Raw genomic sequence first — 18,154 nt, 5'->3', positions numbered from 1 at the left:
ACAGCCGGTCCAGTCGCCCGCTTTTGGGCTCACGCGCCGCCGCTGCTACTGCCGCTGCCTTTCTCGGTTTTTTCCAGGCGCTCCAGCACTTTGCTGGTAATGGCAATGCATTCCTTGGTGTCGCCCGAGGCCTGGGCGGCCTTGGCTTTGTCGACGTGTTCGGTGATGGCTTTGTCCAGGCCTTCGGAAGTGGCGCCGGCGGTGGCCATGCTGTCGTCGATCTTTTGCAGGTTGGCGGCGCAGAGGTCATCGGCGGCGAACACCGGCGAAGCCAGCAGGGTGGCGGCCGCGAACATGGCCGAAAGTGCGGTACCTTTCATGGGTGTCTCCTCTGGGGCCTCTGGAAGGTGGGCCTGTAAGGTGGACTGCGGGGGATTGGCGGGGGTTCAATCGGGATGGTGGCGGGGCGATATTGAGGTGGGGATGGCACCGGCGTTGCCGGTGTTCGCGGGTTTACCGCGGATACGGCGGGCTTCGTACAACCACCGACGTGTGTCCACCATCAATCTGTGTGTAGGAGCGGGTTTACCCGCGAATGCGGTGGTGGCTGCGACGGTGGACAGCGGGTGGGGATTGGCCAGCAGGGCCGGCCCTTTCGCGGGTAAACCCGCTCCTACACAGCGCTCCCCACCTATATCAACGCGTTAGAGGCTGCGTGGCCGGGTGACGCGATCCACCAGGTAGACCAGGCCGTGGTAGTCGATGCCGCTGTGGCTCGACAGGCCTATCTCGCAGGTGCGGCTGGTGGAAATACCTTCGCTGCAATACTGCACGGCGTCCTTCAGGCTGCGCAGCGAGTGGGCGTTCAACTCGGGGGTGGTAAAGCCTTTGTCACCGGCAAACCCGCAGCAATGAATGCCTTCCGGTATCACCACCTGTTTGCTGCAACGCCGCGCCAGGTCGATCAAGGCCTGGCTTTCGCCCAGGTGCTGGGTGCTGCAGGTCACGTGCACGGCTACCGGTTCGTCCTGGGGGGTGAACTCCAGTCGGTCAAGCAGGTGGGTGCGGATGAAGCGCACCGGGTCGTACAGGTCCAGCCGGGTGTCGCTCAGGTCCTGCACCAGGCGCAGGGTGCAGGGGCTGGTGTCGCAATAAATGGGGTCGAGGCCGCCGCGGCTGGCGTGCAGCAGGGCGGTGATCAGCTCCTGGCGCTTGTGTTCGGCCTGCTCGGGGTAGCCCTTGGAGGCGAACGGTTGGCCGCAGCACAGGCTGTCGGCGTTGTCGGGGAACACCACCTGGTAACCGGCCTTTTCCAGCAGGGCGCGGGTTTTGTCCAGCAGCGAGCTTTGCTCGCGGTCGGCATAGGCCGGGCCCATTACCCGGGAGACGCAGGCGGCCAGGTACACCACGCGGGGGCGGGCGTCGTTGCTGGTGGCGCCGAAGGCCAGCGGGCGCAGGGGTTGCGGCATGGCCGAGGTCCATTGGGGCAGGCGGCCTTTGCTGGCTTTGCTCAGCGAGGCGCTCAGGCGGCCCAGGCGCGGGGCGCCTAGCAGCTTGCGTGCGGTATTGGCGGCGGTCAGGGTCAGGCGCGCACCGCTTAGGGCGGTGTGGAAATGCTCGGCCAGCCAGTCGGCGGTTTTAGCGTGGTCGGCGGCCTGGCTGCGCAGTTTCTTCACCAGCTCGCCGGTGTTGATGCCGACCGGGCAGCGCTGGGCGCACAGACCGGTAGCGGCGCAGGTGTCGATGCCCTGGTACTGGTAGCTTTGCATCAGTTCACGGGTATCGATGCCGGCGCGCTGCTTGGCCTGGATGTCACGCCACATGACGATGCGCTGGCGCGGGGTGAGGGTCAGGCCCTTGGACGGGCACACCGGTTCGCAGAAGCCGCACTCGATGCACTTGTCGACAATTTCGTCGGCGGCAGGCAGCGGCTTGAGGTTTTTCAGGTGGATATCCGGGTCGTCGCTCAACACCACGTCGGGGTTGAGGATGCCGTTGGGGTCGAGGAGGCGCTTGAGCTTCCACATCAGCTGGTAGGCGTCGTGCCCCCACTCCAGCTCCACGAAGGGCGCCATGTTGCGCCCGGTGCCGTGCTCGGCCTTGAGCGAGCCGCCAAACTCCACCGCCACCAGTTGCGCCACGTCGTCCATGAACGCCTGGTAACGGGCGACTTCTTCGGCGCTGTTGAACCCCTGGGTAAAGACGAAGTGCAGGTTGCCTTCCAGCGCGTGGCCGAAAATGATCGCTTCGTCATAGTGATGCTTGTCGAACAGCTGGATCAGGCGGTTGACGCCTTCGGCCAGTTGCTCGACGGGGAAGGTCACGTCTTCGATGATGACCGTGGTGCCGGTCTGGCGCACGGCGCCGACGGCGGGGAAGGTGTCCTTGCGGATTTTCCACAGCTGGTTGTACACGGCCGGGTCTTCGCTGAAGTCCACCTGCTGTTCCAGGGGGAAGTCGGCGATCGAGGCCATGATCTGCTGCAGTTGCTCGTGCAGCAGGCTCTGGCTGGCGGCGCGGGATTCGATCAGCAGGGCGCAGGCATTGTCCGACAGGCCTTTTACCCACAGCGGCATGCCGGGCATGTTCTGCACCGAGCGCAGGCTGCGGCGGTCGAGCAGTTCCACAGCCGAAACCGGCTGCTGCTTGAGCACGGGTACCGCGCGGCAGCAGCTTTCGACGCTGGGAAACACCAGCAGGGCGCTGGCCTTGTGCGGGTGGTCGGGCACGGTGTCGTACGTGACGGCGCTGATGAAGCCCAGGGTGCCTTCCGAGCCGACCAGCAGGTGCTGCAGGATGTCCAGCGGCTGGTCGTAGTCCACCAGTGCGTTCAGTGACAGGCCTGTGGTGTTCTTCAGCCGGTATTTGTGCCGGATGCGTTCGGCTAGCGCGGTGTTGGCGCGGGTTTCGCGGCCCAGGCGGGCCAATGCTTCCAGCAGCTCGGCGTGGCTGCTTTCGAAGGCGGCGACGCTGGCCGGGTCTTCGCTGTCCAGGCGGGTGCCGTCGGCCAGCACCAGGCGCAGGCCCGCCAGGGTGTGGTAGGTGTTCTGCGCGGTGCCGCAGCACATGCCGCTGGCGTTGTTGGCGACGATGCCGCCGATCTTGCAGGCGTTGATCGAGGCCGGGTCGGGGCCGATCTTGCGCCCGAAGGGGGCCAGCCAGGCGTTGGCCTGGGCGCCGATCACGCCGGGTTGCAGGCGAATCTGCTCGCCCTGGCGACGGATTTCGCGGCCGTTCCAGTTATCGCCGAGCACGATCAGCACCGAGTCGCTGATGGCCTGGCCAGACAGGCTGGTGCCGGCAGCGCGGAAGGTGACCGGCACCCGCTCGCGCTGGGCCAGTTTGATCAGGCCGACCACTTCGTCCTCGGACTCGACGCGCACCACCAGCTTGGGGATCAAGCGGTAGAAGCTGGCGTCGGTGCCGAAGGCCAGGGTGGAGGTGGGGTCGTCGAAGCGGCGTTCGGCGGGGATCAGGCGCTCGGCATCACGCAGGAACGCGGCGGGCAGGCTCATGCAGTCTCCTCGCGGGGCTGTGGCGTCTGTGCGCTACATGCCCCGGGTCATTCAGGCGGTGGTTCTTGCAGGCGTTCAGGCGCCCAGTTCGCGTACCAGCGAGTCGCGGGTGATCTCGCTGATCGACTTGGCACCGGTCAGCACCATGGCCACGCGCATTTCCTTTTCGAACAGCTCAAGCAGGTTTTTCACGCCGGCCTGGCCATGCACGGCAAGGGCGTAGAGGAAGGCGCGGCCGATCAGTACGGTGTCGGCACCCAGGGCGATCATGCGCACCACGTCCAGGCCACTGCGAATGCCCGAGTCGGCCAGAATCTTCAGGTCGCCTTTGACCGCGTCGGCAATGGCCGGCAGGGCACGGGCGCTGGACAGCACGCCGTCGAGCTGGCGGCCGCCGTGGTTGGACACCACGATACCGTCGGCACCGAACTTGACCGCATCGCGGGCGTCATCGGCATCGAGAATGCCTTTGATGATCATCGGGCCGTCCCAGAACTCGCGGATCCACTCCAAGTCTTTCCAGGAAATGGACGGGTCGAAGTTGTTGCCCAGCCAGCCGATGTAGTCGGCAAGGCCGGTGGGGTTGCCACGGTATTTGGAGATGTTGCCCAGGTCATGCGGGCGGCCCATCACGCCCACGTCCCATGCCCACTCGGGGTGGGTCATGGCTTGCAGCACGCGGCGCAGCGGGCCGTTCTTGCCGCTCATGCCAGAGTGGGCGTCGCGGTAGCGGGCACCGGGTACGGGCATGTCCACGGTGAACACCAGGGTCTTGACGCCGGCGGCCTTGGCCCGCTCCAGGGCATTACGCATGAAGCCGCGGTCCTTGAGCACATACAGCTGGAACCACATTGGCCGGTTGATGGCGGGCGCCACTTCTTCGATCGGGCACACCGACACGGTCGACATGGTGAACGGGATGCCATGGGCGGCGGCCGCGCGTGCGGCCTGCACTTCGCCACGGCGGGCGTACATGCCGGTGAGGCCGACCGGGGCCAGGGCCACCGGCATGCTCAGGGTTTCGTCGAACAGCTTGGTTTCCAGGCTGAGCTCGGACATGTTGTTCAGCACGCGCTGGCGCAGGGCGATGCCGGCCAGGTCCGAGACGTTGTGGCGCAGGGTGTGCTCGGCGTAGGCGCCGCCGTCAGCGTAGTGGAACAGGAAGGGGGGCAGCTTGCGTTGGGCCGCGGCGCGATAGTCGGTAGAGGCAGAAATGATCATGGATTCTCGCAGCGTTGCTTGTGGGAGTGCCGGGCGCGCGACGGCGCCCGGCCCCTTTCACTTTAGTGATGAACCAGCATGCCGGTCAGCCAGTAAGCCTGGATCAGGGTGATCAGGCCGACGATGGTGGCGAAGAACAGGCTGTGCTTGACGGTGAAGCGGAACAGGTCGGATTCCTTGCCGACCAGGCCGGTAGCGGCGCAGGCCACGGCGATCGATTGCGGCGAGATCATCTTGCCGGTTACGCCGCCGCTGGTGTTGGCTGCCACCAGCAGGGTGTCGTTGACCCCGATCTGGTGCGCGGTGGTGGCCTGCAGCGAGCTGAACAGGGCGTTGGACGAGGTGTCCGAGCCGGTCAGGAACACGCCCAGCCAGCCGAGGAACGGCGAGAAGAACGGGAACGCGGCGCCGGTACCGGCCAGCACCAGGGCCATGGTCGAGGACATGCCCGAGTAGTTGGTGACGAAGGCGAAGGCCAACACCATGCCGATCGACAGAATCGGCCAGCGCAGTTCCCAGAAGGTTTCTTTGAAAGTGGTAAGACCAGTTTTGAAGTTGATCTTCAGCACCGCCATCGAGATCAGCGCCGAGAGGAAGATCGCGGTGCCGGTGGCGGAGATCGGGTCGAGCTTGAACACCGCCGGCATGGCGGTTGGCGCGGCAACGATCGGTGCGGTCTTGATCACCAGCTGGTCGAGGTGCGGGATGGCGAAGTTGAACACGAAGTTGTACATCGCGCCGTCCGGAGCGAAAGCCGCCTTGAACGGCTTCAGGGTCCAGATGGTGACCAGCACGGTGAGGATCAGGAACGGCGACCAGGCCTTGAAGATCTCGCCAAAGCTGTACGGGCTAGGCTGGCTGCCGCTTGGCTGCACAACGGCTGCGCCGACACTGCCTTTGGCCTCGCTGAACGCACGCTTGGGCTGCCAGACTTTCAGGAACAGGGTGAGGCAGATCAGGCTGGCCAGTGCCGAGGTGATGTCTGGCAGTTCCGGGCCGATGAAGTTCGAGGTGAAGTACTGGGTGACGGCAAAGCTCAGGCCGGCGACCAGGGCGGCAGGCCAGGTTTCCTTCACGCCACGCAGGCCGTCCATCATGAACACCAGCCAGAACGGCACGAACAGCGACAGCAGCGGCAGCTGGCGGCCGGTCATGGCGCCGATGTGGAAGGCGTCGATACCGGTGACCTGGCCGGCCACGATGATCGGGATGCCCAGGGCGCCGAAGGCCACTGGCGCGGTGTTGGCGATCAGGCACAGGCCGGCAGCGTACAGCGGGTTGAAGCCCAGGCCCACCAGCAGTGCGGCAGTGATGGCCACCGGTGCGCCAAAGCCTGCCGCACCTTCGAGGAAGGCGCCGAAGCAGAAGCCGATCAACAGCACTTGCAGGCGCTGGTCGTCGGTAATCGACAGCACTGAACTGCGGATCACTTCGAACTGGCCGCTCTTGACCGTGAGTTTGTACAGGAACACCGCGGCAACGATGATCCAGGCAATTGGCCAGAGGCCATAGAGGAAGCCGTAACCTGCGGCGGCGAGGGCCATGTCGACAGGCATCTGGAAGGCGAAGATCGCCACCAGGATCGACAGCGCGAGGGTGATGCTGCCCGCTACGTGGCCCTTGAGGCGGAACACGGCGAGGGCCAGGAAGAAGAACACGATAGGGATGACCGCCGCCAGTGCGGACAGGCCAAGACTACCAAGCGGGCTATAGAGTTGTTGCCAGGTTTGCATATGGGGTGGCCCCTAATTGTTGTTGGTCAGGCACTGGCATTGGATAATTGGTAAGACCAATTTACAATGGCTGGACGCTAGGTTAAAAGCGCTGCCGTGGGTGTGTCAATTTGTCCCGTGCAAAACTTTGGTCGCGTGCCGATGAGCGGGCGTCTGATGTGCTCGGAAAATCGCGGCTTGATGGGTGTTTGCGTGGCCTGGATCGGCGAGAATAGGCACCCCCCTGAAATTTGCCGGGGGTTTGTGGAGAGCATGTGATGGTTTTTGATCAGGTACGCCAACGGCGCCTGTCCGACGACATTGTCGATCGGCTGGAAGGGATGATTCTGGAAGGCACGCTGACCTCGGGGCAGCGGCTGCCGGCCGAGCGCGTCCTAGCCGAGCAGTTTGGTGTGTCCCGCCCGTCACTGCGTGAGGCGATCCAGAAGCTGGTGGCCAAGGGGCTGCTGGTCAGCCGTCAGGGCGGGGGCAATTTTGTGGCGGAGTCGTTGGGGTCCACCTTCAGCGACCCGTTGCTGCAGTTGCTCGAGCACAGTGCTGAAGCGCAGCGTGACCTGCTCGAGTTCCGCCATACCCTGGAGGCGTCCTGCGCCTATTACGCTGCCCAGCGTGCCACCGAGCCGGACCGGGCACGGTTGAAGGCGGCCTTCGATACGCTGCAGGACTGCTATGCCAGGGTCGATGAGGTGACCCGTGCGGAGGAGGGCGCGGCTGATGCGCGCTTCCACCTGGCGATCGCCGAGGCCAGCCATAACGCGGTGTTGCTGCACACCATCCGGGGTTTGTTCGACCTGCTCAAACGCAACGTGGTGACCAACATCGGGGGCATGTACCAGCAGCGCACCGAAACCCGGGACATGCTGATCAGTCAGCACCGGGAACTGTACCTGGCGATTGTCGAGGGCAGGGCGGAAGATGCGCGAGAGGTGTCCAGCCGGCACATTTTGTATGTGCAGGAGGTGCTGCATGAGGCGCACGAAGAAGCGCAGCGGGTGGCACGGGCGGAGCGGCGCAGCGGGCGCTGAGACTTTTAAAGGCAGTACCGGCCTCTTCGCGGGCAAGCACGCTCCCACAGGATAGGCGCCGGGCTTGAATCTGGTGCCATTCCTGTGGGAGCGGGCTTGCCCGCGAAGAGGCCGGAACAGGTTGAAGAGTAGTTACTCTTCCTTGCCCTTGTTCCGCACAGCCCGCTGCAGCTCGCGGTTGGAATCGCGTTCGCGCATGGTGTCGCGCTTGTCGAATTCCTTCTTGCCCTTGCCCAGTGCGATTTCGCACTTGATCAGGTGCTTGCTCCAGTACAGCGCCAAAGCCACACAGGTGTAGCCTTTTTGCGCCACAGCCGCTTCCACGCGCTCGAGCTCGCGCTTGTTCAGCAGCAGCTTGCGGGTGCGTGTAGGGTCGGCGATGACGTGGGTGCTGGCCGTGGTCAGCGGGGTGATGTGGCTGCCGAACAGCCAGGCCTCACCGTCCTTGAGCAGCACGTAGCTGTCAGTCAGGTGCGCCTTGCCGGCTCGCAGGCTTTTTACTTCCCAGCCGGACAGGACCAGCCCGGCCTCGAACTTGTGTTCGATGAAGTAATCGTGTCGCGCTTTCTTATTTTGCGCGATGGTCCCGGTCGGATGTTTTTTTTGCTTAGCCATAGGGGCGGCATTATAGGCAAGTCCGCGCGTCGTCCGCTATGGGATTTCGGTGTGCTTGAGCCACTGGAATGAATACCGGACAATACAAACCCTGTCATACGCACAGAACCTGTTTTCGGCACGCTGCGAAGCGCCGCCACCCAGCCTTGGAAGTGACGCCTGGATGACTACCCATATTCAACGCTCCGCCCTGCTGCCATACCCCGCCCAGGCGCTTTACGATCTGGTCAACGATGTGGCCAGCTACCCTGAGTTTTTGCCGTGGTGCTCGGCCTCGACGGTGATTGAAACCAGCGATACACACATGCGTGCCAAGCTCGAAGTGGCCAAGGGGGGCATGAGCCAGCACTTCGTGACGCGTAACGTGCTGGTGCCGGGGCAGTCCATCGAGATGAACCTCGAAGAAGGGCCATTCACCCAGCTGCATGGTGTTTGGGTGTTCAAGCCGCTGGGTGAAAAAGCCTGCAAGATCAGCCTGGACCTGTCCTTCGATTACGCTGGGCCGATTGTGCGCGCCACGTTGGGCCCGCTATTCAATCAGGCGGCCAATACGTTGGTCGATGCGTTCTGCCAGCGTGCCAAGCAATTGAATGCCTGACGGATAAGGCGCAAACAAAAAGCCCGGACCAGGTCCGGGCTTTTTTGCATCTGCTGTTCCCGCTTAGCGGGTTTCCAGCGGTGCCGGGGTCGGGACCGGGGTGGTCTCGATGGTGTCGATCTCGCGCTGGATGGACTCTTCAGTCGAACCAGGCTTGGCCGGTTTTTCTTCAGGTTGCGCTGCCGGCTGTTCGGCCTGGCCTGGCTCGGTGGCCGGGCTGACGGTGGTGTCGCTGCTGCCACCGAGGATTTCCTGATCGCGGCTGACGCCTGGCATGAAGTCGCCAGACAGGCTGACCAGTTGATCGCTTTCGTTGAAAAATACACTCATGCGTTCTTGCTGGCGCTTACCGCCACCAGGCTGCAGGCTGTACAGGTAATCCCAACGATTGGTGTTGAAAGTGTCCTGAATCAGCGGGTTGCCCATGATAAACCTTACTTGCCGGCGGGTCATTCCCGGGCGTAATTGGTCTATCATGTCTTGCGTGACGACATTGCCCTGCTGGATGTCGATTTTGTAAACCCCGGGAAACGAGCAACCGGCGAGTGCGAGCAGTCCCACTAGGGTGAGGCTGGTTAGCAAGAGCTTGGTGTTTTGCATCGGTGGGCGACTTCCACTATCTTGGCTGGACAACGTAAACCCCGATCATACCCGTATTAAGAGAAGCTGCGAAGCAGCATCGGCGAGAAAGCTGACCATGGTTGAAAATAGCGAATTGCGCAAAGCCGGCCTCAAGGTGACCCTGCCTCGAGTCAAGATCCTTCAGATGCTCGACTCTACCGAGCAGCGTCACATGAGTGCAGAGGATGTCTACAAGGCGCTGATGGAGGCTGGCGAGGATGTAGGCCTGGCCACCGTCTATCGCGTGCTGACCCAGTTCGAGGCGGCGGGTCTGGTGGTTCGCCACAACTTCGACGGCGGTCATGCAGTGTTCGAGCTGGCCGATGGCGGTCACCACGACCACATGGTGAACGTGGATACCAGTGAAGTCATCGAATTCATGGACGCCGAAATCGAGAAGCGCCAGCGCGAAATCGTAGCCGAGCATGGCTTCGAGCTGGTGGACCACAATCTGGTCCTGTACGTGCGTAAGAAGAAGTAACGATTTTTCGTTATGGATAGCAAAGGCGACCTTCGGGTCGCCTTTGTGCTTTATAGCCGGGCTAGAAAGAGTGTGAGATTCCTGTGGGAGCGGCCTTGCGTCGCGAAAGGGCTGCCGGGCAGCCCCAGCGATAGGTGGGTTGAAGCTGAAATCCTGGGGCCGCTTTGCGACCCTTTCGCGACGCAAGGCCGCTCCCACAGGGATCGCGCCAGCTTTTAGAAATTGAGCAAGAAAGTTGCTCCCACATTGACAGCGTCTGCCGGGTAGGGCCTCAGGCCTTGCCGCTCACCACCATCTTGCGTGCATGGGCCAGGGATTCCTTGGTCAGGTCGATCCCGCCGAGCATCCGCGCCACTTCTTCCACGCGCTCACGCTTGCCCAGGCTAGCCACGGCGGTGTGGGTGGTGTCGCTGTTGCGCACCTTGTGCACGAACAAATGGTGATGCCCCTGCGCCGCCACCTGCGGCAGGTGGGTCACGGTCAGTACCTGGCCGCGCTCGCCCAGGCGCCGCAGCAGTTGGCCGACGATTTCTGCCGTTGGCCCGCCAATACCCACGTCGACTTCGTCGAACACCAGGGTAGGAATGCGCGAGGTCTGCGCGGTAATGACCTGGATCGCCAGGCTGATACGTGACAGTTCACCGCCCGACGCCACCTTCGCCAGGCCCTTGAGCGGCTGGCCAGGGTTGGCACTGACCAGCAGTTCGATCTGCTCCAGGCCATGGGGTGACAGTTCGGCGCCTTCGTTCGCTGTCAGTTCGATGCAGAAGCGCCCGCCAGGCATGCCCAGGCGCTGGATTTCCTGCTCCACCGCGCCCGCCAGCTGCTGCGCCGCTTGCTGGCGCAGGCCGCTAAGTTCGCGCGCCTTCTCTTTATAGTGCTGGGCGTAGGCGGCAAGCTCTTCGCCCAGCCGCTCGATCGACTCGTCACTGGCGTTAAGGCCTTCCAGCTCCTCCATCAGTTGCTGTTGCAGGTGGGGCAGCTCGGTGGGATGCACCCGGTGTTTGCGCGCCAGGGTGTAGATGGTGTCCAGGCGCTCTTCCAGGGCTTGCAGGCGCATCGGGTCGGCGTCGAAGTTGTCGAGGAAGCGGTTGAGTTCGCCCACGGCTTCCTCGACCTGAATCTGCGCGCTGGCGATCAGGTTGGCCGCTTCGTTCAGTGCCTTGGGCGAGTTGGTGGCGGCACCCAGGCGGTTGAGGCTGGAGGTGAGGGCGCTCAGCACATTGCCCGAATCGCTCTCGCTGCACTGGTCGATGACCTGGCGGCAGATGCCGAACAGGGCTTCGGCGCTGGTCAGGTTCTTGTGTTCCTGCTCCAACTGCTCCAGTTCGTGCTCGCCCAGGCCGAGGTTGTCCAGTTCTTCCAGCTGGTAGCTGAGCAGCTGGTGGCGGGCGCGCTGCTCGTCGCCCGAGTTGGACAGGCGCTCCAGCTCCAGGCGGGTCTGGTTCCAGCGCTTGGCTGCAAGCTGTACCTGGCGGGCCAGGTCGACGGCGCCGGCATACTCGTCAAGCAAGCGGCGGTGGGTGTCGGTCTTGAGCAGGGACTGGTGCTCGTGCTGGCTGTGGATATCGATCAGCAGTTCGCCCAGCGCCTTGAGGTCGCCGAGCGGGCAGGGCGTGCCGTTGATGTAGCCGCGGCTGCGGCCTTCGGCGGTAATCACCCGGCGCAGGATGCACAGGCCTTCGTTGTCCAGGTCGCGCTCGGCCAGCCAGGTGTGGGCTTCGGGAATGTCCACCAGGTCGAAGGTGGCCAGGATGTCCGCCTTGTCGGTGCCGGGGCGCACCACGCCGCTGTCGGCACGGTCGCCCAGGGCAAGGCCGAGGGCGTCGAGCATGATCGATTTGCCGGCACCGGTCTCGCCGGTGATGACGGACATGCCACGGGCGATTTCGAGGTCGAGGTGCTCGACGATGGCGTAGTTGTGAATGGACAGGTGCACCAGCATGGGGGCGGCTCCCGGAAATCAGGTCTGGTTATTTATACAGTACTTTTTTCAGGCCTGCCAATGCCCCTTCGTAGATTCTGTTGCAGCCTCGAAAACCACCTTGCCCCTTGAACCTGGTTTTTCCGGCCCCATATAGCCGACATCCAAGGCGAGCCTGGCTCGCAGTCCACAAAATTGCGCAGGAGAGACCCCATGGCTGATGAGCAGCTGAACGAGAAAGACCTTAACGTGGAAGAAACCGGTGCAGGCAATGCAGCTGATACCCGTGTTCTGGAGCTCGAGGAACAGCTGGCCGCAGCCAAGGACCAGGCGCTGCGCGCCGTTGCCGACCTGCAGAACGTACGCCGTCGTGCCGAGCAGGATGTGGAAAAAGCCCACAAGTTCGCCCTGGAGAAGTTCTCCAGCGACTTGCTGCCGGTGATCGACAGCCTGGAACTGGCCCTGGCTCACTCCAGTGCCGAGGATGAGCACGTCAAGCAGATCCGCGAAGGTGTCGAACTGACCCTGAAGATGTTCCAGGACACCCTCAAGCGCTACAACCTCGAAGCTGTCGACCCGCACGGCCAGCCGTTCAACCCTGAGCATCACCAGGCCATGGCCATGCAGGAAAACGCCGAGGTTGAGCCAAACAGCGTGCTGAACGTGTTCCAGAAGGGTTATCTGCTGAATGGCCGCCTGCTGCGCCCTGCCATGGTGGTGGTCAGCAAGGCGCCGAGCGCGGCGCAACCCTCGATCAATGAAAAGGCTTGAAATCCTCCGGGGCATCCCCATCTAGGTGTCAAGCCTTCAAGTATTACCGCAGTTGGCCAAAGTAGTCGCTGCTACCAAATTCAAGTTTCGGGAGAGTTAACATGGGTAAAATCATCGGTATCGACCTGGGGACCACCAACTCGTGCGTCTCCATTCTGGAAAACGGTAACGTCAAAGTCATCGAAAACGCCGAAGGTGCGCGTACTACCCCTTCGATCGTGGCCTACGCCAACGATGGCGAAATCCTGGTTGGCCAGTCGGCCAAGCGCCAGGCGGTCACCAACCCGCACAACACCCTGTTCGCAGTGAAGCGCCTGATTGGCCGCCGCTTCGAAGAAGATGTCGTGCAGAAAGACATCAAGCTGGTGCCGTACAAGATCGTCAAGGCGAACAACGGTGACGCCTGGGTCGAGGCTGCTGGCAAGGAAATGGCTCCGCCGCAGATCAGCGCCGAAGTCCTGAAGAAAATGAAGAAGACCGCCGAAGACTACCTCGGCGAGCCAGTCACCGAAGCGGTCATCACCGTTCCGGCCTACTTCAACGACAGCCAGCGCCAGGCGACCAAAGACGCCGGCCGCATCGCTGGCCTGGACGTAAAACGCATCATCAACGAGCCGACTGCCGCTGCACTGGCGTACGGCATGGACAAGGCCAAGGGCGACCACACCGTCATCGTTTATGACCTGGGTGGTGGTACCTTCGACGTTTCGGTCATCGAAATCGCCGAAGTCGACGGTGAGCACCAGTTCGAAGTACTGGCTACCAACGGCGACACCTTCCTGGGTGGCGAAGACTTCGACATGCGCCTGATCGACTACCTTGTCGACGAGTTCAAGAAAGAGTCGGGCATGGACCTGAAGAACGATCCTCTGGCCCTGCAGCGCCTGAAAGAAGCCGCAGAAAAAGCCAAGATCGAGCTGTCGTCCGCTCAGTCGACCGACGTCAACCTGCCGTACATCACTGCAGATGCCACCGGTCCTAAGCACCTGAACGTGAAGATCTCCCGCGCCAAGCTGGAGTCGCTGGTCGAAGACCTGGTCAAGCGTACCATCGAGCCTTGCCGCATCGCCCTGAAAGACGCCGGCATCGACGCCAGCAAGATCGACGACGTGATCCTGGTCGGCGGTCAGACCCGCATGCCGCTGGTGCAGAAAGAAGTGGCCGACTTCTTCGGTAAAGAAGCGCGCAAGGACGTCAACCCGGACGAAGCCGTCGCCATGGGTGCTGCCATCCAGGGTGCGGTACTGGCCGGTGACGTAAAAGACGTACTGCTGCTGGACGTCAGCCCGCTGACCCTGGGTATCGAAACCATGGGCGGCGTGATGACCGCGCTGATCGAGAAGAACACCACCATCCCGACCAAGAAGTCGCAGGTGTTCTCGACTGCCGACGACAACCAGGGCGCCGTGACCATTCACGTGCTGCAAGGTGAGCGTAAGCAGGCTGCGCAGAACAAGTCGCTGGGCAAGTTCGACCTGGCTGACATTCCGCCAGCGCCGCGTGGCGTTCCGCAAATCGAAGTGACCTTCGACATCGACGCCAACGGCATCCTGCACGTAGGTGCGAAAGACAAGGCCACCGGCAAGACTCAGTCGATCGTGATCAAGGCCAACTCCGGCCTGTCGGACGAAGAGATCGAGCGCATGGTGCGTGACGCCGAGGCCAACGCCGAGGAAGACCGCAAGTTCGAAGAGCTGGCTGCTGCCCGTAACCAGGGTGACGCGCTGGTGCACTCGACCCGCAAGATGGTCGCTGACGCAGGTGACAAGGTTACCGCTGAAGAGAAAACCGCCATCGAGGCCGCCGTTGTTGCCCTGGAAGCCGCTGTCAAAGGCGACGACAAGGCTGCCATCGACGCCAAGGTTGAAGAGCTGTCCAAGGTCTCTGCCCCGGTTGCCCAGAAGATGTACGCCGAGCAGTCGGCTGAACAGCCTCAGGGTGGCGCGCAGCAGGCCGAGCCGGAAGCCAAGCACGATGACGTGGTTGACGCCGAGTTCGAAGAAGTGAAAGACAACAACAAGCAGTAATCCCTGCATGTTGTCGGCCGGTTCACCGTCGTTTGCCGGTGAGCTGGTAGGATGTCGCCGCGCGGGGGCTTGCTCCCGCGTTGGCGTATCTGGAATTCGAGAATTTTTACAGCATCTGTCAGCGGCTCTTGAGGGCCGTAAGCGGGTGCTGATGGCGTGGCGCAGATGCCACACGCCCAACAAGGTGCAAATGACCTATGTCCAAGCGTGATTATTATGAGGTCCTGGGTGTCGAGCGCGGCGCCACTGAAGCGGACCTCAAGAAGGCTTACCGCCGTTTGGCGATGAAGTACCACCCGGACCGCAACCCGGGCGATAAAGAATCGGAAGACAAGTTCAAGGAGGCCAACGAGGCCTACGAAGTACTGTCAGACGCGAGCAAGCGTGCGGCCTTCGACCAGTATGGCCATGCGGGTGTCGACCCAAGCATGGGTGGCGGTGGTGCCGGCTTTGGTGGTGCCAATTTCTCCGACATCTTCGGCGATGTGTTCAGCGACTTCTTCGGCGGCGGTCGCGGTGGTGGTCGAGGCGGTGCACAGCGCGGCAGCGACCTGCGCTACACCTTGGAGCTGAACCTGGAAGAAGCGGTGCGTGGCACCACGGTCAGTATCCGCGTGCCTACCCTGGTCAACTGCCAGCCTTGCGACGGTTCCGGTGCCAAGAAGGGCTCGACCCCGTCGACCTGCCCGACCTGCGGTGGTATCGGCCAGGTGCGCATGCAGCAAGGCTTCTTCTCGGTGCAGCAAACCTGCCCGCGCTGCCATGGCCAAGGCAAGATCATTACCGACCCGTGCACTTCGTGCCATGGTGAAGGGCGTGTCGAGGAATACAAGACGCTGTCGGTCAAGGTGCCGGCAGGTGTCGATACCGGCGACCGCATCCGTCTGTCGGGTGAGGGCGAGGCCGGTACTCATGGTGGCCCGACTGGCGACCTGTACGTGGTGATCAGCGTGCGTGAGCACGAAATCTTCCAGCGCGATGGCAAGCACTTGTACTGTGAAGTGCCGATCAGCTACACCGATGCTGCCCTGGGCGGCGAGCTGGAAGTGCCGACCCTGGATGGTCGCGTGAAGCTGAAGATTCCGGAAGGCACCCAGACCGGTAAGCAGTTCCGTCTGCGTGGCAAGGGTGTTGCCCCGGTGCGTGGGGGTGGTGCGGGTGACCTGCTGTGCCGTGTGGCCGTAGAAACCCCAGTCAATCTCAGTCGCCGTCAGCGCGAGCTGCTCGAAGAGCTGCGTGATTCGCTGGAAGGGGACAGTTCCCACTCGCCCAAGGCCAGCGGCTGGTTCGATGGTGTGAAGCGCTTCTTCGGCGATCTCTGACAAGGAACAGGTTATGCGACGTATTGCAGTGATGGGCGCGGCGGGGCGGATGGGCAAAACCCTTATCGAAGCCGTGCAACAAACCTCGGGCGCGGGGCTGACCGCGGCGATCGATCGCCCTGACAGCTCGTTGGTCGGGGCTGATGCCGGAGAGCTGGCGGCACTTGGCCGAATTGGCGTGCTGTTGTCCGACGACCTGGCCAAGGTTGCCGACGAGTTCGATGTGCTGATCGATTTCACTCACCCCTCGGTGACTCTGAAAAACCTCGCGTTCTGCCGCAAGCACGGCAAGGCGATGATCATCGGCACGACCGGTTTTACAGTCGAAGAGAAGCAGTTGTTGGCTGAGGCTGGCAAGGACATTCCAATCGTGTTCGCCGCCAACTTCAGCGTGGGGGTCAACCTTAGCCTCAAGCTGCTGGATATGGCTGCGCGGGTGCTGGGTGATGATGTCGATATCGAAATCATCGAGGCGCACCATCGGCACAAGGTCGATGCGCCGTCGGGTACTGCACTGCGCATGGGTGAAGTGGTTGCCAATGCGCTGGGCCGTGATCTGCAGGAAGTGGCCGTGTATGGCCGTGAAGGGCAAACCGGCGCGCGTGATCGCAAAACCATCGGTTTCGCTACCGTGCGTGCCGGCGATGTGGTCGGTGATCACACCGTGCTGTTCGCCGCTGAAGGCGAGCGCCTGGAAATCACCCACAAGGCCTCCAGCCGCATGACCTTCGCCAAGGGTGCCGTGCGTGCGGCACTGTGGCTGGATGGGCGCGAGCCTGGGCTGTACGACATGCAGGATGTGCTTGAGCTGCGCTAAGCCGTGAGTGGGGTGTTGACTGCTTCGCGGGCTTGCCCGCTCCCACAGGTACAGCGTTGCTCTTGGGTTGGTGCGATCCCTGTGGGAGCGGGCGAGCCCGCGAAGAGGCTGGCGTGGATGTCAGCCTGTCGCATCGATGTGTTTTAGAGACACATATCCGGTAGACCGAAAACACACTTTTCTGTAAGCTACAGCTTTAGTGTGTCCACTAAAAGCGCGCAGCGAATTGAATTCAGCACATGAAAGCGGGGTGACGTGTCCATACGTCACTCCGCTTTTTTGCAACCTGCGATCGCCCTTTCATGCTTGATTTACGGGAGGTCTTCTTGACAAAGCCAGCCATACTCGCCCTTGCCGACGGCAGTATTTTCCGCGGTGAAGCCATCGGTGCCGACGGTCAGACCGTTGGTGAGGTGGTATTCAACACCGCTATGACCGGCTACCAGGAAATCCTTACAGACCCTTCCTACGCGCAGCAAATCGTTACCCTGACCTACCCGCACATCGGCAACACCGGTACTACCCCGGAAGACGCCGAGTCGAACCGCGTCTGGTCCGCAGGCCTGGTCATCCGTGACCTGCCGCTGCTGGCCAGCAACTGGCGTAATACCCAGTCGCTGCCTGAGTACCTCAAGGCTAACAACGTCGTTGCCATTGCCGGCATCGACACCCGTCGCCTGACCCGTATCCTGCGTGAAAAGGGCGCCCAGAACGGCTGCATTCTGGCGGGTGACAACATCAGCGAAGAAGCTGCCATCGCCGCTGCCCGCGGCTTCCCGGGCCTGAAGGGCATGGACCTGGCCAAGGTCGTCTCCACCAAGGAACGTTACGAGTGGCGCTCCAGCGTGTGGGAGCTGAAAACCGACAGCCACCCGACCATAGACGCTGCCGACCTGCCGTACCACGTGGTTGCCTTCGACTATGGCGTCAAGCTGAACATCCTGCGCATGCTGGTGGCCCGCGGCTGCCGCGTGACCGTGGTGCCAGCCCAGACCCCGGCCAGCGAAGTGCTGGCACTCAACCCGGACGGCGTGTTCCTGTCCAACGGCCCGGGTGACCCTGAGCCGTGCGACTACGCGATCCAGGCGATCAAGGAAATCCTCGAAACCGAGATCCCGGTATTCGGCATCTGCCTCGGCCACCAGCTGCTGGCCCTGGCTTCCGGCGCCAAGACCGTGAAAATGGGCCACGGCCACCACGGTGCCAACCACCCGGTCCAGGACCTGGATACCGGTGTGGTCATGATCACCAGCCAGAACCACGGCTTCGCCGTTGACGAGGCGACCCTGCCGGGTAACGTTCGCGCCATTCACAAGTCGCTGTTCGACGGCACCCTGCAGGGTATCGAGCGTACCGACAAGAGCGCCTTCAGCTTCCAGGGCCACCCTGAAGCGAGCCCTGGCCCGACCGACGTCGCGCCTCTGTTCGATCGTTTCACCGATGCCATGGCCAAGCGCCGCTGAGCATCCTGCTTCAAGGCCCCGGGCCGGCATACGCCGCGCCCGGCAGCGCCTGACCCAGATTGTTCAAAGCGGCTTGCCGAC

The 18,154-nt window shown here is 62.6% G+C and carries 15 protein-coding genes; 8 read left to right on the top strand and 7 right to left on the bottom strand.

Annotated features, from left to right (window positions below; translation table 11 throughout):
• Positions 1-29: 29 nt before the first annotated feature.
• From REH59_RS25130 to REH59_RS25115, 4 genes are all read right to left on the bottom strand, one after another.
• The gene (locus tag REH59_RS25130) at positions 30-320 is read right to left on the bottom strand and encodes a hypothetical protein (protein ID WP_014859364.1); all 291 of its coding nucleotides are present in this window, start codon (positions 318-320) and stop codon (positions 30-32) included.
• Positions 321-644: 324 nt separating this feature from the next.
• Positions 645-3,455 (bottom strand): FAD-binding and (Fe-S)-binding domain-containing protein, encoded by a 2,811-nt coding sequence (locus REH59_RS25125; RefSeq protein ID WP_320450365.1) that lies wholly within the window; start codon positions 3,453-3,455, stop codon positions 645-647.
• Between the two features lie 75 nt (positions 3,456-3,530).
• The gene (gene lldD / locus REH59_RS25120; protein WP_003249907.1) at positions 3,531-4,676 is read right to left on the bottom strand and encodes an FMN-dependent L-lactate dehydrogenase LldD; all 1,146 of its coding nucleotides are present in this window, start codon (positions 4,674-4,676) and stop codon (positions 3,531-3,533) included.
• 62 nt (positions 4,677-4,738) lie between these two features.
• Positions 4,739-6,409, bottom strand: coding sequence for a lactate permease LctP family transporter (locus tag REH59_RS25115; RefSeq protein WP_014859362.1), 1,671 nt, complete (start codon positions 6,407-6,409; stop codon positions 4,739-4,741).
• 257 nt (positions 6,410-6,666) lie between these two features.
• Between REH59_RS25115 and REH59_RS25110 the strand changes: the two genes are divergently transcribed.
• Positions 6,667-7,434 (top strand): FCD domain-containing protein, encoded by a 768-nt coding sequence (locus tag REH59_RS25110; RefSeq protein WP_003249911.1) that lies wholly within the window; start codon positions 6,667-6,669, stop codon positions 7,432-7,434.
• A gap of 132 nt (positions 7,435-7,566) precedes the next feature.
• On the opposite strand, the gene smpB is transcribed toward REH59_RS25110, so the two are convergent.
• Positions 7,567-8,049 carry an SsrA-binding protein SmpB gene (gene smpB / locus REH59_RS25105; RefSeq protein WP_003249914.1) on the bottom strand — a complete coding sequence of 161 codons (483 nt, stop codon included), beginning with the start codon at positions 8,047-8,049 and terminating at the stop codon, positions 7,567-7,569.
• A 163-nt stretch (positions 8,050-8,212) separates the two neighbouring features.
• Here smpB and REH59_RS25100 point away from each other — a divergent pair, with 163 nt between their 5' ends.
• On the top strand, positions 8,213-8,647 hold the full coding sequence (locus tag REH59_RS25100) for a type II toxin-antitoxin system RatA family toxin (RefSeq protein ID WP_003249916.1): 435 nt from the start codon (positions 8,213-8,215) through the stop codon (positions 8,645-8,647).
• Positions 8,648-8,710: 63 nt separating this feature from the next.
• Here REH59_RS25100 and REH59_RS25095 read toward each other — a convergent pair whose 3' ends face one another.
• Complete coding sequence (locus REH59_RS25095) at positions 8,711-9,247, bottom strand: outer membrane protein assembly factor BamE (RefSeq protein WP_023390041.1); 537 nt, start codon at positions 9,245-9,247, stop codon at positions 8,711-8,713.
• Positions 9,248-9,344: 97 nt separating this feature from the next.
• Here REH59_RS25095 and fur point away from each other — a divergent pair, with 97 nt between their 5' ends.
• Entirely contained in the window at positions 9,345-9,749 is a 405-nt protein-coding gene (gene fur / locus REH59_RS25090) for a ferric iron uptake transcriptional regulator (RefSeq protein ID WP_003249922.1), read from the top strand.
• Positions 9,750-10,020: 271 nt separating this feature from the next.
• Here fur and recN read toward each other — a convergent pair whose 3' ends face one another.
• A complete protein-coding gene (recN, locus tag REH59_RS25085; protein WP_004575778.1) occupies positions 10,021-11,694 on the bottom strand; it encodes a DNA repair protein RecN in 1,674 nt (557 codons plus the stop codon).
• A 192-nt stretch (positions 11,695-11,886) separates the two neighbouring features.
• Here recN and grpE point away from each other — a divergent pair, with 192 nt between their 5' ends.
• The 5 genes from grpE (at position 11,887) to carA (ending at position 18,073) form a co-directional block, all read left to right on the top strand.
• Positions 11,887-12,444, top strand: a complete 558-nt coding sequence (gene grpE, locus REH59_RS25080; RefSeq protein ID WP_012053755.1) for a nucleotide exchange factor GrpE — start codon at positions 11,887-11,889, stop codon at positions 12,442-12,444.
• Positions 12,445-12,545: 101 nt separating this feature from the next.
• On the top strand, positions 12,546-14,471 hold the full coding sequence (dnaK, locus tag REH59_RS25075; protein WP_003249929.1) for a molecular chaperone DnaK: 1,926 nt from the start codon (positions 12,546-12,548) through the stop codon (positions 14,469-14,471).
• Between the two features lie 197 nt (positions 14,472-14,668).
• Entirely contained in the window at positions 14,669-15,793 is a 1,125-nt protein-coding gene (gene dnaJ / locus REH59_RS25070) for a molecular chaperone DnaJ (protein WP_003249931.1), read from the top strand.
• Positions 15,794-15,806: 13 nt separating this feature from the next.
• A complete protein-coding gene (gene dapB, locus REH59_RS25065; RefSeq protein WP_012053753.1) occupies positions 15,807-16,610 on the top strand; it encodes a 4-hydroxy-tetrahydrodipicolinate reductase in 804 nt (267 codons plus the stop codon).
• 326 nt (positions 16,611-16,936) lie between these two features.
• The gene (gene carA, locus REH59_RS25060) at positions 16,937-18,073 is read left to right on the top strand and encodes a glutamine-hydrolyzing carbamoyl-phosphate synthase small subunit (protein ID WP_003249935.1); all 1,137 of its coding nucleotides are present in this window, start codon (positions 16,937-16,939) and stop codon (positions 18,071-18,073) included.
• Positions 18,074-18,154 lie beyond the last annotated feature (81 nt).

The organism is Pseudomonas sp. BO3-4, assembly GCF_034044115.1.
Classification (GTDB): domain Bacteria; phylum Pseudomonadota; class Gammaproteobacteria; order Pseudomonadales; family Pseudomonadaceae; genus Aquipseudomonas; species Aquipseudomonas alloputida.
Note: the sequence above shows the minus strand (reverse complement) of the source record. Positions and strands in the feature narration are given on the sequence as shown.

What these genes read in the sequence shown, in the direction of transcription:
- REH59_RS25125 (WP_320450365.1), bottom strand. Translation starts at nt 3,455, where the DNA reads ATGAGCCTGCCCGCCGCGTTCCTGCGTGATGCCGAGCGCCTGATCCCC.
- REH59_RS25130 (WP_014859364.1), bottom strand. Translation starts at nt 320, where the DNA reads ATGAAAGGTACCGCACTTTCGGCCATGTTCGCGGCCGCCACCCTGCTG.
- REH59_RS25095 (WP_023390041.1), bottom strand. Translation starts at nt 9,247, where the DNA reads ATGCAAAACACCAAGCTCTTGCTAACCAGCCTCACCCTAGTGGGACTG.
- dapB (WP_012053753.1), top strand. Translation starts at nt 15,807, where the DNA reads ATGCGACGTATTGCAGTGATGGGCGCGGCGGGGCGGATGGGCAAAACC.
- REH59_RS25110 (WP_003249911.1), top strand. Translation starts at nt 6,667, where the DNA reads ATGGTTTTTGATCAGGTACGCCAACGGCGCCTGTCCGACGACATTGTC.
- fur (WP_003249922.1), top strand. Translation starts at nt 9,345, where the DNA reads ATGGTTGAAAATAGCGAATTGCGCAAAGCCGGCCTCAAGGTGACCCTG.
- grpE (WP_012053755.1), top strand. Translation starts at nt 11,887, where the DNA reads ATGGCTGATGAGCAGCTGAACGAGAAAGACCTTAACGTGGAAGAAACC.
- dnaK (WP_003249929.1), top strand. Translation starts at nt 12,546, where the DNA reads ATGGGTAAAATCATCGGTATCGACCTGGGGACCACCAACTCGTGCGTC.
- smpB (WP_003249914.1), bottom strand. Translation starts at nt 8,049, where the DNA reads ATGGCTAAGCAAAAAAAACATCCGACCGGGACCATCGCGCAAAATAAG.
- recN (WP_004575778.1), bottom strand. Translation starts at nt 11,694, where the DNA reads ATGCTGGTGCACCTGTCCATTCACAACTACGCCATCGTCGAGCACCTC.
- REH59_RS25115 (WP_014859362.1), bottom strand. Translation starts at nt 6,409, where the DNA reads ATGCAAACCTGGCAACAACTCTATAGCCCGCTTGGTAGTCTTGGCCTG.
- REH59_RS25100 (WP_003249916.1), top strand. Translation starts at nt 8,213, where the DNA reads ATGACTACCCATATTCAACGCTCCGCCCTGCTGCCATACCCCGCCCAG.
- lldD (WP_003249907.1), bottom strand. Translation starts at nt 4,676, where the DNA reads ATGATCATTTCTGCCTCTACCGACTATCGCGCCGCGGCCCAACGCAAG.
- dnaJ (WP_003249931.1), top strand. Translation starts at nt 14,669, where the DNA reads ATGTCCAAGCGTGATTATTATGAGGTCCTGGGTGTCGAGCGCGGCGCC.